The sequence below is a fragment of the Streptomyces sp. NPDC037288 genome (assembly GCF_055603265.1).
In genome coordinates this window covers 57,373-71,381 of sequence record NZ_JBVJVY010000038.1, presented here as the reverse complement: position 1 = coordinate 71,381, position 14,009 = coordinate 57,373, and the positions used below count along the sequence as shown (strand labels likewise).

At 69.7% G+C, this 14,009-nt stretch carries 9 protein-coding genes and 2 pseudogenes; 4 read left to right on the top strand and 7 right to left on the bottom strand.

Going from position 1 to position 14,009, the window contains the following annotated elements; translation table 11 throughout:
* Window positions 1-94 precede the first annotated feature (94 nt).
* Window positions 95-445 carry an antibiotic biosynthesis monooxygenase family protein gene (locus ACZ7GZ_RS32795; RefSeq protein WP_471029775.1) on the bottom strand — a complete coding sequence of 117 codons (351 nt, stop codon included), beginning with the start codon at window positions 443-445 and terminating at the stop codon, window positions 95-97.
* 356 nt (window positions 446-801) lie between these two features.
* Here ACZ7GZ_RS32795 and ACZ7GZ_RS32790 point away from each other — a divergent pair.
* Window positions 802-910 (top strand): annotated as a pseudogene (locus tag ACZ7GZ_RS32790) (transposase); the annotation flags it as partial.
* Window positions 911-1,107: 197 nt separating this feature from the next.
* Here the strand turns inward: ACZ7GZ_RS32790 and ACZ7GZ_RS32785 are convergent.
* Window positions 1,108-2,232 (bottom strand): alpha-hydroxy acid oxidase, encoded by a 1,125-nt coding sequence (locus tag ACZ7GZ_RS32785; protein ID WP_471029772.1) that lies wholly within the window; start codon window positions 2,230-2,232, stop codon window positions 1,108-1,110.
* 603 nt (window positions 2,233-2,835) lie between these two features.
* Here ACZ7GZ_RS32785 and ACZ7GZ_RS32780 point away from each other — a divergent pair.
* Window positions 2,836-6,927: a beta-galactosidase gene (locus ACZ7GZ_RS32780; RefSeq protein ID WP_471029770.1), complete on the top strand. Its 4,092-nt coding sequence runs from the start codon at window positions 2,836-2,838 to the stop codon at window positions 6,925-6,927.
* Between the two features lie 175 nt (window positions 6,928-7,102).
* Window positions 7,103-7,582 carry a DUF3574 domain-containing protein gene (locus tag ACZ7GZ_RS32775; RefSeq protein ID WP_471029768.1) on the top strand — a complete coding sequence of 160 codons (480 nt, stop codon included), beginning with the start codon at window positions 7,103-7,105 and terminating at the stop codon, window positions 7,580-7,582.
* A gap of 42 nt (window positions 7,583-7,624) precedes the next feature.
* On the opposite strand, the gene ACZ7GZ_RS32770 is transcribed toward ACZ7GZ_RS32775, so the two are convergent.
* The 4 genes and pseudogenes from ACZ7GZ_RS32770 to ACZ7GZ_RS32755 all read right to left on the bottom strand — a co-directional run.
* Window positions 7,625-8,569 (bottom strand): DUF6924 domain-containing protein, encoded by a 945-nt coding sequence (locus ACZ7GZ_RS32770; RefSeq protein WP_471029767.1) that lies wholly within the window; start codon window positions 8,567-8,569, stop codon window positions 7,625-7,627.
* Between the two features lie 326 nt (window positions 8,570-8,895).
* Window positions 8,896-10,272 carry a SufS family cysteine desulfurase gene (locus ACZ7GZ_RS32765; protein WP_471029766.1) on the bottom strand — a complete coding sequence of 459 codons (1,377 nt, stop codon included), beginning with the start codon at window positions 10,270-10,272 and terminating at the stop codon, window positions 8,896-8,898.
* Window positions 10,259-11,638, bottom strand: a complete 1,380-nt coding sequence (locus tag ACZ7GZ_RS32760) for a family 2B encapsulin nanocompartment shell protein (RefSeq protein WP_471029765.1) — start codon at window positions 11,636-11,638, stop codon at window positions 10,259-10,261. Before ACZ7GZ_RS32760 ends, ACZ7GZ_RS32765 begins: the two co-directional genes overlap by 14 nt.
* 357 nt (window positions 11,639-11,995) lie before the next feature.
* Window positions 11,996-12,259: pseudogene (locus ACZ7GZ_RS32755) on the bottom strand (carboxymuconolactone decarboxylase family protein); the annotation flags it as partial.
* Here ACZ7GZ_RS32755 and ACZ7GZ_RS32750 point away from each other — a divergent pair.
* A complete protein-coding gene (locus tag ACZ7GZ_RS32750) occupies window positions 12,195-12,329 on the top strand; it encodes a hypothetical protein (protein WP_471029782.1) in 135 nt (44 codons plus the stop codon). The pseudogene ACZ7GZ_RS32755 and the gene ACZ7GZ_RS32750 overlap by 65 nt on opposite strands.
* Window positions 12,330-12,377: 48 nt before the next feature.
* On the opposite strand, the gene ACZ7GZ_RS32745 is transcribed toward ACZ7GZ_RS32750, so the two are convergent.
* Window positions 12,378-13,940, bottom strand: coding sequence for an isocitrate lyase/phosphoenolpyruvate mutase family protein (locus ACZ7GZ_RS32745; RefSeq protein WP_471029763.1), 1,563 nt, complete (start codon window positions 13,938-13,940; stop codon window positions 12,378-12,380).
* Window positions 13,941-14,009: the final 69 nt, after the last annotated feature.

Here is a 14,009-nt window from a genome sequence, read left to right as displayed (position 1 = left end):
TGGAAGTGATGAGTCGCATCGATACGTCGAAAGGCCTCAAACTGGCACAGCGACAGAACTCTCATACCGGCATGAGGCATACCTGAACGCCCACTCATACGTCGATCTGCTCGAAGATGTGCGGGTACGACACGATATCGTCGGGGAACTCGGCCGCCATGCGCTGGAACTCCGGGCTGCCGAACGCCGCGACGAGCGCCTCGGTCGACTCCCAGACCGCGACGTTCATCAGGAGTTGGCTGTCCGCCGTACCCTTGTGCATCTGCAGGGAGACGAATCCCGGCTGAGCCTTCATGAACTCCGCCTGCCTTCGAAAAAGGGCCAGGAATGCTTCATTCCTCTCCTTCGGGACGAAGAAGGTGTTGGCCAGGACGATGGGTCCGGTCTTCTCCTTGAACTGCGCGAACATCGGCGTGTTCGGGTCCAGGCTCTGCAGCTTGGCCATCTTCGGTACTTCCTCTCGCTGTCGGTTGTCCCACGGCACCGCGGCCGGACACCGCCGTACTGGATCCGGCGACGCTCACGACGCTCGCTCGTCCGTAGGGGTACTGCCTTCTGGGGACCGTTCCATCGTCCTGGCGTAAGCAGGCCGTGAAGTCAGCCGCAGTTCCCGTTCCCATGGGCGACCTCGGTCGGACCGCGCGAAGCCGTGTCAGACCTGGGGATGACACCGGGCCCTGAGGGGCGCGGGCTCGCGGTCAACACGGGCGGAGCTGAGACCCCGTCAATCCGCTGGAGTACAGCCGCAGATCACGGAACAATCGCGGTGGCTGGAACCGCTGTGGCCGCGGCACCGAGATGGGCAGGCCGCCACGCGACCGTCGGCAGGTCTTCGACGGGATCTGGTGGCGGGCGCGAACCGGCTCGCCCTGGCGGGACGTGCCCGAGCGTTACGGTCCGTGGGAGACCCCGCACACGCTCTTCCGGTGCCGGCAGATCCACGGCACGCGGGCGACGGTGCTGCAGAAGCTGCAGGTCACAGCGGATGCGGCCGGGCACATCGAGCCGGACGACCACGCACCGGGCCGCTCGCCCGGTGGCCTGACCACCGAGCTGCACCTCGCCGAGTGGAAGCGCGGGATCACGGCCCTCACCGCCCGCCGTACCTCAGGAAAGGCCGTGGGGTGCCGGGCGCACCAGGCTCGCGTCCACGGACGCGAGGTCCGTACAGCCACACAGCGCCATGGCGGTCTCCAACTCGGCCCGCAGGATGGACAGTACGTCCCGTGCGCCCTCGGCCGCCGAGACGGCCATACCCCACAGCACAGGCCGGCCCACCAGCACCGCCCGCGCGCCCAGGGCCAGGGCGACCAGCACGTCCGAGCCCCGGCGGATACCCCCGTCGACGAGGACCTCGCAGCGTCCGGCGACGGCGGCGAGCACTTCGGGGAGAGCGTCGAGAGCGGTGACCGAGCCGTCAAGCTGGCGGCCGCCGTGGTTGGACACCACGATCGCCGCCACCCCCGACTCGGCGGCGATGGCCGCGTCCTCGGCGGTGAGCACGCCCTTGAGGACGATCGGAAGCCGGGTCAGCGAGCGCAGCCAGGCGAGATCGTCCCAGGTGAAGGCGGGGTCAATACGCCGGGCCAGCTGCGCGGCCAGCTCGGGCGAAGAGTCGTCAGCGGGGATGCCGGGGAAGTTCGCCGGCGCCAGTCCCGGGGGAAGAGCGAAGGCGTTACGCAGGTCCCGTACCCGGCGCCCCCTCACCGGGGCGTCCACAGTGACGACGAGGGCCCGGTACCCGGCCGCCTCGGCCCGCTTGACCAGATCCTCGCTGACCGTGCGGTCGCGGAAGACGTACAGCTGCAGCCACAGTGGCCCCCGCGCCACCCGTGCGACGTCCTCCAGTCGCGTGGTGGCGAACGTACTGACCACCATCAGCGCGCCCACCTCTCCCGCGGCGCGGGCGCAGGCCGACTCGGCTTCCGGTGTGACCAGCCTGTGAAAGCCGGTGGGGGCGATGGCGATGGGCAGGGCGACCGGGGAACCGAGCAGGGTGGTACGCATGTCGCAGCGGGACACGTCGACGAGGACGCGCGGGCGCAGCCGGTAGCGGCGGTAGCCGGCCAGGTTCTCGCGCAGGGTCGTCTCATCACCGCTGCCGCCGTCGATGTAGTCCCAGGCAGACGACTCGACTCTGGAACGCGCCGCCTTGAAGTAGTCGTCCAGCGTGACCATGCAACGGCCGTCGCTACCGGGAACGTTGCCAGATTCGTCCTTGTCCGCCGCCACGACGATCACCTCACCAGGACCGCCCCTCCGAGGCAAGCCCGCTTCTGGCCAGCCCGGGCCACGGCTGGGTGTGCCGACCGGCAGCCACGGAGGCTGCCTGCCACTGACAGGGAGCGATCAGGTCAGGAAGGCGGCGCCCAGGACGGTGAGGACGGTTCTGCGAGGCACTCCGGCTTCTGACGGCATGCGAATCATTCCCTTTTGACGGGCCGTTGGGTGCCTACCGGCCGGAGCTGGGCAGCCTGCCGAAGCTGTCAGCCGACCTTGCTCGACATATCGAATGGCAATCGGTACTTCGAGCAGCAGGGATCTTAGGGTGTCGGCGAGGCCCGTCAACACCCCCGTGTACGGCGATGCTTCAGAGTTCGTCCGCCCCGCGGTCGTCTCCGGCCGACTTCTGCGCCTGACGATGCACAGAACGGCGCCCGAGGTCTTGCGCTGCCCTCGCCCGGCCCGCAACACTCCTCATGTCAACAGATTCGCACATAACTCAAACCTCTGAGGCCGCAATTCTGGTGCACTGGTTGGCTTTCGGGGGCGGTCATCTTGCTGGAGGACCAGATGAAGGCTCATGGCCCGGGTCGCCGGGCAGCCAGAGGTCGCTTGTCGGTCGCTGCGACCATCGCCCTGGTGTGTGGGGCGGGCGTCGGTGTGCACCCCGCGGCGGGCGCCGTCTCGACGTCCTCCGTCGCATCCGCCGCGGCCTCACCCGCGACGCACTCGGTGACGTACGACGGCTACTCGTTCATGATCGACGGGAAGCGGACGTACCTGTGGTCGGGAGAGTTCCACTACTTCCGGCTGCCCAGCCAGGCCCTCTGGCTCGACACACTGCAGAAGATGAAGGCGGCGGGCTTCAACGCCGTATCGCTCTACTTCGACTGGGGATACCACTCCCCCTCCCCCGGCGTCTACGACTTCACCGGCGTACGCGACGTGGACAAGCTCCTCGACATGGCCAACCAGCTGGGCGTCTATGTGATCGCCCGGCCCGGCCCGTACATCAACGCCGAAGTCGACGGGGGCGGCTTCCCCGGCTGGCTGTCCACCAGGGCCGGCGACACCCGCACCTCCGACCCGGAGTACCTGAAGTACAGCGACGAGTGGCAGACGCAGATCGACCGCATCATCAAGCGCCATCAACTCACCGACGGCACCGGGTCGGTCATCGAGTACCAGGTGGAGAACGAGTACTACCACGGCTCGGCGGCCGGCCGTACCTACATGAAGCACCTGGAGGACAAGGCGAAGGCCGACGGCATCACCGTGCCGCTGGTCGGCAACAACAACGGCACCTTCAACACCGGTGACGCCGCCCTGGACGTGGACGCCGCCGACTCCTACCCGCAGGGGTTCAACTGCTCCAACCCCACCAGGTGGAACGGCGTTCCCGACATCAGCTACGACCATGTGCCCGGAAAGCCGCTGGCGACCGCCGAGTTCCAGGGCGGCGCCTTCGACCCGTGGGGCGGCCCCGGCTACGACAAGTGCGCCCAGCTCATCAACGACCAGTTCGCCGACGTGTTCTACAAGCAGAACATCGCGGTCGGCGCGACCTCGCAGAACTTCTACATGACCTACGGCGGCACCAACTGGGGCTGGCTGGGCATGCCGGAGAACTACACCTCGTATGACTACGGCGCCGCCATCCGCGAGAGCCGCCAACTCGACCCCAAGTACGACCAGGACAAGCTGATCGGCTACTTCACCCAGGCCGTCGCGCCCCTCACCAAGACCGACGCGCTACCCGCCACACCCACCGACAACCCGAAGATCGTCGACACCGCGCGCGCCAACCCGGACACCGGTACGCAGTTCCACGTCCTGCGGCACGCCGACGCCACCGCCACCACCAGCGACAGCGCTCATGTGACGATCGACCTCGGCGCCCACGCCGGATACACCTACGACGACCCGGACCCGGCCATCACGTACACCGGCAGCTGGTCGCACGTCGGCGCGGAGCAGAACTACACCGGCGGCGACTACCAGCACACCGAGTCGTTCTCGAACACCACCGGCGACAGCGTGTCCGTGCCCTTCACCGGCACCGGCGTGAAGTGGATCAGCAACCTCGACGCGAACCACGGCGTCGCTGCCGTCTACCTCGACGGCACCAAGGTCAGGACGGTCGACACCTACGGCGCCTCCAAGCAGAACCAGTACGTGGCGTACCAGGCGAGCGGCCTCACCAAGGGACCGCACACCCTGAAGATCGTGGCGACCGGAACCAAGAACCCCGCAGCCACGGGCACGTTCGTGACGGTCGACGCCGTCGACGTGACCGCTGGCTCCGCCGCGACCGCGCCCGTCTACACCGTCCCGCAGCAGCCCGGAACCGCCCTCGCCCTGGACGGCCGCGAAGCCTCGGTCATCGTCGCGAACTACGACCTGGGCGGCAACCACCTCCAGTACTCCACCTCGCAACTCATGACCAACGCCACCATCGCCGGACGTGACGTAGCGGTGCTCTACGGCGACCACGGCTCGGACGGCGAGACGGTCCTGCACTACGCGTCCAAGCCGACGGTGACCTCCACAGGCGGCACCGTCGACTCCACCTGGGATCCGGCCACCGGCGACCTGCGCCTGGACTACCGGCACACCGGTCTGACCCGGGTCACCGTCACCGCAGGCTCCCACCCGCTGCTCCTGCTGCTCGCCGACACACCGACCGCCAAGACCTTCTGGCGGCAGGACACCACGGCCGGCCCGGTGCTGGTCCGCGGCACCCACCTGTTGCGCGGTGCGGACTCCAGCGGCACAACCCTGCATCTGACCGGCGACACCGGGAAGGACGGCTCGGTCGAGGTCTTCGCCCACGCCAACTCCCTGACCTGGAACGGCAAGCCGGTCCGCACAAGGGCCTCGGCGGGCGGCAGCCTCACCGGCACCGTGCCCACCGCCGCCCCCATCACGCTGCCGGCCCTGACCCACTGGAAGCACAGGCAGGAGTCCCCCGAGGCGCAGCCCGGCTTCGAGGACTCCACCTGGCAGGTCGCCGACAAGACCACCACCCACAGCACCACACAGCCGGGCAGCCTCCCCGTGCTGTTCGCCGACGACTACGGCTTCCACACCGGCAGCACCTGGTACCGCGGCAGGTTCACGGGCACCGGCAAGGAGACCGGCATCACCCTGGCCACGCAGAGCGGCGGCAAGGCCGCGGCCTCCTCGGTCTGGCTCAACGGCACGTTCCTCGGCAGTTCCACCGCGGACGGCCGGAAGACCTACGACTTCCCGGCCGGAGCGGTCAGGAACGGCGACAACGTGATATCCGTGCTGACGGTCGACATGGGCCACGAAGAGGACTACGACGAGTCCAACGGCAACAAGGCCGCCCGCGGCCTGACCGGCGCCCTGCTCGACGGTAACCCGCTGAACACGATCACCTGGCGGCTGCAGGGCGTTCGCGGCGGCGAGACCCCCGTCGACACCGTACGCGGCCCACTGGCCACCGGCGGACTCTACGGTGAACGTGCCGGCTGGATGCTGCCCGGCTACCCCACCGGTGACTGGACCCCGACCACCCTCCCCGCCACCGACACCACCCCCGGCGTCTCCTGGTACACCACCGACGCCGCCCTCGACCTGCCCAAGGGCCAGGACACCTCGCTCGGCCTGTCCGTCACCGACGATCCGTCCCGCAAGTACCGCGCCGAGATCTACGTCAACGGCTGGCACATGGGCAACTACGTCAACTACCTCGGCCCGCAGCACAGCTTCCCCGTCCCCGACGGCGTCCTGAACCCGAACGGGAACAACCGGATAGCCATCGCCGTATGGAACCTGGACGGCTCCAGCGGCGGCCTCGGCAAGGTCGCGCTGACCGACTACGGAAGCTACGCATCGTCGCTGAGGGTCCCGCAGAACGACAGCCCGCGCTACGACCGGACGCGGTACGCCATGCCCGCCACGCCAGGCGCGCACCTCGCCCTGAACGCGCCCGGATCGGCCGGCGCCGGACGGCACTTCACCGCCACCGCGACCTTCCAGGTGCCCGCCCACGCACCCACAGCCTCCGACGTGACGGCACACCTCGCCGCACCCGGCGGCTGGACGGTTTCCCCGAAGCCCGCGCCCGCCGCGGCTCAGCGGATCAGGCCCGGCACCTCCGTGGCCTTCAGCTGGGACGTCACCGCCCCCGCCGACATGGCGAAGACCAACGCGCTGAAAGCCACCGTCGTATTCGTCCAGCACCACCGGTCCACCACCGCCACGGACGAACGGATCACCGCCGCCGTCCCACCCCCACCGCCCGCCGGGACCGACCAGATCAGCGACCTGCCGTTCCTGTCGGCCACCAACGGCTGGGGCCCGGTCGAACGCGACCAGAGCGTCGGCGGCACCGCGGCGAACGACGGCACACCACTCGAACTCGGCGGCACCGTCTACACCAAGGGCCTGGGCACCAACTCGCCCAGCGACGTCATGGTCTACCTCGCCGGACAGTGCAGCAGGTTCACCGCGACCGTGGGCGTCGACAAGGGTGCCCCCGGCACCGTCACCTTCTCCGTCCTCCTCGACGGCAAGGTCCTCACCACCACGCCCGTCCTCAACGGCAAGTCGGCGCCCCTCACCATCGACGTCCCGGTGACCGGCGGGCAGGTCCTCGACCTGTCCGTGGGGGACGGCGGCGACGGCAACGGCAACGACCACGGCGACTGGGCGAAGCCCGTGCTGACCTGCGGATGACCTCGGAACGAAGCGGTGCGCCGGGTGCCGCCGGGCACTCGTCGTGGCCGTCGCGATTGCGTGGTCCGCGCCTGTCACTCAGCAGGGTGAAGTGGGTGTCGAACGAGGAATGTCGGGCGTGTCCGTTCGCTACGGTCCTGGGGCGTTGTCGCCAGGACCGGAAGGAACCGTCCCCGTGTCGCCCAAGCTCGCCTCCCGAACCCGCCCCGCGGTTGTCGCCCTCGTCGCCGCGCTCCTCGGCGGGAGCGGCTCCGTCGCATACGGAGCCCTGGATGACCAGAGCACAAGCCCGTCCAGGGCATCGACATCCATCGCGGCCGGGGGCAGGCCGTACGTCAGGACCGAACTCTTCTTCGGCACTGCCAGGCCGAACGGTGGCCCGCCCGTCACCGACAAGGAGTTCCGCGCCTTCGTGGACGAGTTCATCACCCCGCGCTTCCCCGATGGCCTCACCGTCGAGAGCTGCTACGGCCAGTATCGCGACGCGCATGGAACGATCGAGCACGAGCGTTCGTACAAGGTCACCCTCCTTTACCCGACGGGTGAAGCCCGCCCGAACGGCAGCAAGATCGAGCAGATCCGCTCCGGATACGACAAACGGTTCCGGCAGGAGTCAGTGGCCCGCATCGACGACACCGAGCGCGTCGACTTCTGATCCCCGTACGAGCACGGCCGAACCCAACCGGTCAGAGACTGATCACCCCTCCTCCCACCACGGCTCCATGCCCTCCTCCGCGACGAAGTCGTGGAAGTCCATGTTGCCGATCTCCAGGTTGCACGCCATCGATCCGACCATGCGGCAGGGCAGCACAGCGGGCTGCCCCGGGGTGTCGTACAGGTCGACGACGGTCAGTGGCCGGCCGGCCTCGGCAAAGGTCCTGGCATCGGCCAGCGCGACGAGCGTGGCGTGCTCACCGGGCGGGACCAGTGCCGGGACCTGGCCGGGCAGAAGGCCCTCGAAGGCCCGGTCGTCGACGACCAGCGCCTCCAACGGGTAGTGGTCCACGTCGATCTCATCCGGGTCCAGGTCCGCGCCGACCCAGCCGTCCTCGTCGGCCCCGCCCAGCTCGTCGAGCAGGGCGCGCCAGCCCTCCTCGTCGTCGAAGGAGGTACGGACCAGCAGGGACGCGGCGGTGGAAGGCAGTGCCGGGAAGGATGGGAGCGACGCCGGTGTCGGCGCGTAGAAGGCCGGCCGGCCGCCGTCCCCCTGGTACATGCCGTACCTGTCCATGGCGCGCACCAGGTCATCGAACGCGAGCGCCCCGCCCAGTAGAGCGGCCAAGACCTCACCGAGCCGGGCCGACGGAACCCGGACGCCACGCCCGGGTACCACCGCCACGTCCACCAGCAGCGGCCCAGCCCCGCCATACGCCACGGGAACGTCCGCCAGGACGACGACCGGCGGCACGAGGCCGCCGCCCGTGACGAGCGCCGGTACGTCACCTCCGTGCACGTAGCCCCACCCCTGGCCTTCGACCAGGTGAAGGCGCACCCCGCCGCCCCCGAGGACAAGCACGTCGCCTTCTCGACGGCCCCCGATCTCGTTGAGCAGTCCGCCCCACAGGGCCTTGCCTTCCTCGTAGCACGTGCAGACCAGCAGCACTTCACCAGGCGCGGGCTGGGGAAGCTCGGGAAAGGACATGACGCTCCTTCAGAGGACTGGCGCGGGACCCAGGACACTAGCCCACCAGCCCCGGGGGCCGGAGCACTTCGTTTCGCGAACAGTGCCGACGGCATCCGCGTTGCGTGTGGGTTCTGGTCGCGGCCCCGGCCTGGGCGGCCGTCGTCACGAGGTCGGCCAGCTCGCGGCTGGGTGTGACCTCTGGGAACGCGTTGCCCAGGCAGGCGAGTTCGTCCGGACCGGCCTCGGCGTCCGGGGAGAGGGCGCGGTGATGGCCTGCCCGTACGCCCCTGGTCGGGGCCATACGGGCAGGCCATCACTCCTGTCCGGGGGCCGGGCGTCCGGCCTCAGGCGGCCTGCAGCCCCAGCAGCGACGCCACCAGCCGGTCAACCTCCTCCCTCGTGTTGTACAGAGCCAGCGACGCGCGGGCCGCCGAGTCGAGGCCGTAGTGGGCCAGGGCCGGCTGGGCGCAGTGGTGGCCGGCCCGGACGGCGATTCCGTCGTGGTCCAGCCGGTCGGCGATCTCGGTCGGGGTGTGAGCGGGCAGGGTGAAGGTCAGCACGCCGATCCGTTCGGCCGCCGGGCCCAGCAGTTCGAGGCCCGGGACCTTGGCCAGGGCCTCCTGCGCATAGGCCATCAGGTGCGTCTCGTAGTCCGCCACCGCCTTGCGGTCGAAGCCCGTCAGCCAGTTGAGCGCGGACAGCAGTCCGGCCACGCCGGAGATGTGGCCGGTGCCGGCTTCGAAGCGGTGGGGGACGGGGGCGTACGTCGTACGGTCGAAGCTCACCGACTCGATCATGTTGCCGCCCGACTGCCACGGCGCCATGGTCTGGAGGATCTCCGGCTTGGCGTACAGGGCGCCGATGCCCGTGGGGGCGTAGATCTTGTGACCGGAGAAGGTGTAGAAGTCGGCGTCCAGGTCCTGTACGTCGACGGGAAAGTGCGCCACCGCCTGAGCCCCGTCCACCAGCACCTTCGCCTGGTAGCGGTGGGCCAGCGCCGTCATCTCCCGCACCGGTGGCACGGTGCCGAGGACGTTCGAGGCGTGGCTGATGACCACGAGCCTGGTCCGCGTGGAGAGCAGGTCGGCATACGCCTCCTGGTCGATGCTGCCGTCCGGCCGCAGGGGTACGGGTACGACGCGCGCCCGTGTCTCCTTGGCGACCAACTGCCAGGGCACGATGTTCGCGTGGTGCTCGAGCACCGGCACCAGGATGTCGTCTCCGGGACCGAGGTTGGCGCGCCCCCAGCTCTGGGCGACCAGGTTGATCGCCTCGGTCGTTCCCCGGGTGAAGACGATGCTCTCGGGCGCGGGGGCGCCCAGGAACCGGGCGACCGCGGCCCGGCCCGCCTCGTACATCTCCGTCGCCTCGCGCGCCATGGTGTGCGCTCCCCGGTGGATGTTGGAGTTGGCCGAAGCGTAGAACGCCGCCAACGCCTCGATCACCTGCCGGGGCTTCTGTGTGGTGGCGCCGTTGTCCAGCCAGATCAACGGATGGCCGTTGACCGTCCGGTGCAGGACCGGTACGTCCCGGCGGGCCGCTTCGGGCGAGAAGCCCCGGGAGGCGACGGACGGCTGCGGAGTCATGGCCTGGCCGGTGAGCCCGGGAATCCCGGTCTGGGCCGGGGCGGTCGGAACCGGAGTGGTCTGAATCGGGGCGGTCGGAACCGGAGCGGTCAGGGCCGTCAGGCCCGCGGATCCGGCAGCGTCAGGAGTAGTCATGGTACTTGGACACCTCGACGTTCTGGAGCACCGCGAGCGCGTCCTCCACCAGTACCGCCGCGTTGAAGTAGGCCGTCATCAGGTACGACGTGATGCCCTTCTGGTCCACCCCCATGTTCTTCATCGCCAGGCCCGGCTCGACCTCGTCGGCCACCTTCGAGGGCCGCAGGCCCACCACGCCCTGCTCCGCCTCGCCGAGCCGCATCAGCAGGATCTCGGTCGTACCCACGCCGGCGCCCCCGGAGAACCGCACCTTGTCCGACGGCAGCAGCGGCACCCCGCGCCAGGTCAGCAGAGGGCTGCCGAACCGGCTCTCGATCACCGGGGGCACACCCCGGCGCGTACATTCGCGACCGAACGCCGCGATCGCCTTCGGGTGGGCGAGGAAGTACGCGGGCTGCTTCCACACCCGCGTCAGCAGCTCGTCCAGGTCGTCGGGGGCCGGCGCGCCGGTGCGCGTCTGTACGCGCTGCCCGGGGGCGACATTGTTGAAGAGCCCGAACTCCGGGTGGTACAGCATCGAGGCTTCCTGCCGCTCGCGCAGTGCGTGCACGGTGAGGTTCGCCTGGGCTCGCGTCTGGTCGATCGGCCCGTTGTAGAGGTCGGAGACACGTGTGTGCACGCGCAGCACGGTCTGCGCGAGCGTCATGTGGTACTCGCGGGGCGTGTCCTCGTAGTCGACGAACGTCCCCGGCAGGTCCGGCTCGCCGTCGTGTCCCGCGGTGAGGTCTACGGGGACCTCGGCACCGGCCATGACGTCGGCGCCGGCGACGTACGCGTCCACCGCGCCCCGTAAGGTCTCGTCCCGCTCGCTGAGCCGGGCGAGTTCCGCGCGCTCCACGCAGAGGGCGACGCCGGCGGTCAGCGCGTGCACCCGGTACGGCATGGCTTCGTCGCGGGTCCACGCGCCGAGGTCGAAGTACTGGCCGTCGCCGATGACGTCGAGGAGCGCGTCCGCGCCGTACTGCCCGGTCGCGCGCTTCTCCGCGCGCCCGTGCACGATCACCCACAACCGGTCGGCCGGGGAGCCCTCCTGGGCCAGTACCTCGCCCGGTTCGAAGCACACCCGTGTGAACGCGCCGGCCAGTTCCTCCAGCAGCGTGTCGTCCGCCTCACGCAGGTACGGCAGTTCGCGGAGGTCGCCTGCGATGACGCGCGGCGTGTCGTCGTCGGTCGTGCTGATGCGGTCGTCGCCCAGGACGTACGTACGGCGCCGGTTGACCCGGTAGACACCGGACTCGACGTCCATCCAGGGCAGCGCGCGCAGCAGATAGCGCGGCGTGATGCCGCGCATCTGCGGTGTCGTCTTGGTCGTGTTGGCGAGTTGCCGTGCGGCATCCGGGCCGAGGCTCAACCGCTCGCTCATGAGAACTCCTCGTCAGGTAGGGCACTGGAACGAGGAGAAATCGTCTTCCTATCGACCGGTTCGTCACAAGAGAGCATTTATATGGTAATGGCAGGAAGCGCCTTCTGTACACAGATCCGGGAGTCGCACACAGACCCGAGAGGCCTCTGTTTGCGCAGGTCGCGGCACGCAGAGGCGACGTGGAATTTCTACCCGCACGGGCGCGACCGCGTCCCCGAATCATCCATAGAGGGCCGAATTTCACCTCATATGAATACTTTGTGAATCCCAAAGGGAGAATTATTTGCGAGGTGAACTCGCCCACCCCCCGCACCCGCGCTGGGTCAGTCCCACTGCTCGTCCGCGAGGGAGCTGACGGTCGTAGTGCTTCGCCACCTCGGCGTACAGTTCGCCGGAAACGCGCTCCCTGCCGTGCGCAGCGGGCTGGAGGGTGGCCTCGACCAAGGCCAGGGCGGCACGTTCGGCATCGCTGAAGTATGGAGCGTCCTGCCACGAGGACACGGCGGTGACGCGCGGCACTGAGCGATTGCCCGTGGCCCTGAAGAGAGCAGCACTGATGTCGTTCAGCTCGGGCACGAACTCGGCCGGGTTCGGCATCCGGGAGATCGAGGGGTCCGTCATGGCTGTGCTCCTTCATATCGGCCTGGTCGGCTGCTTCACCGCACTGACGGACCGGCTCTTCAAGATGTGACAGGTATCCGGAGGCTTTTTCCCAGCACCTGGGCCCGGCGCAGCAAGCTCACCACCGGCAGACACCGACATGCCTCTGCGCCCTCTCATCAGGCACCCCCAACGCCTGTACTTCCGCGTAGGTGGGTGTCCCGAGATCCGCTGGGCGGCCGTCTCGGACGGTGGTGGCGGTGGTCACGGCCGCCGCCAGGGCTCTGCGGTAGAGCAGCGAGCCGAGGCTGACCCGGCGCACGCCCAGTGCGGCCAGCTCGGCGAGGGTGGGTCCGGTCTGCGTGTACAGGATGTTCAGCGGGACGGTGAGGGTCGCCGTCAGGGCGGCGATTCCGTCCGGGTCCGACAGCCCGGGCACGAACACGCCGTCCGCGCCGGCCTGTTCGTAGACGGCGAGGCGGAGGGCGGTCTCGTCCTCCTGGCGCCCCAGCCAGTGGGTGTCTGTGCGGGCGTTCACGAACAGCCCCGGCGCGGCGGCCCTGACGGCGGCGATCTTCGCGGCCTGCACGTCCACAGGGGCCAGCGTGCCGTCCGGGCGGCCGTCTTCGAGGTTGATACCCGCGGCCCCTGCGTCGTGGAGCCTTCGGGCCAGCTCGGCCACGTCCTTTGGGGCCTCGCTGAAGCCTCCTTCGGCGTCGACCGTGAACAGGAAGGAACCGCGTCCGAGTCGTCGGGCCAGGGCCAGGGTCGCGTCGGCGGTGGCGGCCGCCCCGTCCGGCAGTCCGGCGGCCGCGGCCACGCCGAGGCTGGTGGTGCCGATCGCCTGGAAGCCCTGGGCTGCCAGAGCCGCCGCGGAGGCATAGTCCCAGGCATTGGGCAGCAGCAGCGGGGCGGCCTGGTGGTGCAGGCGGGCGAAGTCGGTCAGTCGGCGCTGGAGCAAACCCCCGGCCAGGGCGAGGGCATGGGCCCGGCCGGGGCAGACCCGCGGCGGCGCGCCGAAGGTGAGCGGCACGGGGTGCGCGCGCTGGGCGCCCACGACATCCAGGAGCACCACATCGCCCTCGGCGATCTCACGGCCGGCGACCCGGGTGGCCCGGGCGGCGACCCGGCGCATGGTCCGGACCGGCGGCACTTCCCGAAGCACCCGGGCCGGCGGAGCGTCGCCGCCGGCCGCGGCCTGCACCAGCGCAGCCGTCGCCTCGCATGCCTGTACCAGCACCCCGATGCGGTTGGCGACGGACTCCAGGGCGGCCTCATCCGCGTGCTCGGGCGCCAGTCGCGCCACCAGCCCGGCCACCGCCTCGTCCGCGGCCGCGTCCGTACCCCCGAAGTAGACCCTGGCCACCACGGTCACCGCCTCGGCGACTGCTCCGGCCTCCGGTATCCCCAGAGCTTCGGCGAGGGTGCGCACCACCCGCAGCCGGACCTCCTGCTCTGGCGCTGCCGCCGCCGTCCGCCACAGCGAGGCCGGCTCCAGCCGGGCCAGTTCGTCCTCCACCAGAGCCCGACGCCGCCGGTGCGGCTCCCCAGAACTGAACCGGGCCACGGTGGCACGCAGCCAGGCGACACTCGCCCCCACCGGACCGTCGTCCGCAGTCGGCAACTCAGGCACAAGCGCCGGATCGGCGAGCGCCGCCCACACGTCCTCGTACCGGTCGATCTCATGCATGGTGTGCGTCATGACCCCGACGCTAGGGCCCGAGTAGTTCGGCACCGCCCGAACCGTCCTTGCGGCATCCTGCCCCCAGGC

Excerpts from the sequence above, each read along its gene's own strand:
- ACZ7GZ_RS32760 (WP_471029765.1), bottom strand. The coding sequence starts at position 11,638 with ATGAGCGAGCGGTTGAGCCTCGGCCCGGATGCCGCACGGCAACTCGCC.
- ACZ7GZ_RS32765 (WP_471029766.1), bottom strand. The coding sequence starts at position 10,272 with ATGACTACTCCTGACGCTGCCGGATCCGCGGGCCTGACGGCCCTGACC.
- ACZ7GZ_RS32770 (WP_471029767.1), bottom strand. The coding sequence starts at position 8,569 with ATGTCCTTTCCCGAGCTTCCCCAGCCCGCGCCTGGTGAAGTGCTGCTG.
- ACZ7GZ_RS32745 (WP_471029763.1), bottom strand. The coding sequence starts at position 13,940 with ATGACGCACACCATGCATGAGATCGACCGGTACGAGGACGTGTGGGCG.
- ACZ7GZ_RS32750 (WP_471029782.1), top strand. The coding sequence starts at position 12,195 with ATGTCGTTCAGCTCGGGCACGAACTCGGCCGGGTTCGGCATCCGGGAG.
- ACZ7GZ_RS32795 (WP_471029775.1), bottom strand. The coding sequence starts at position 445 with ATGGCCAAGCTGCAGAGCCTGGACCCGAACACGCCGATGTTCGCGCAG.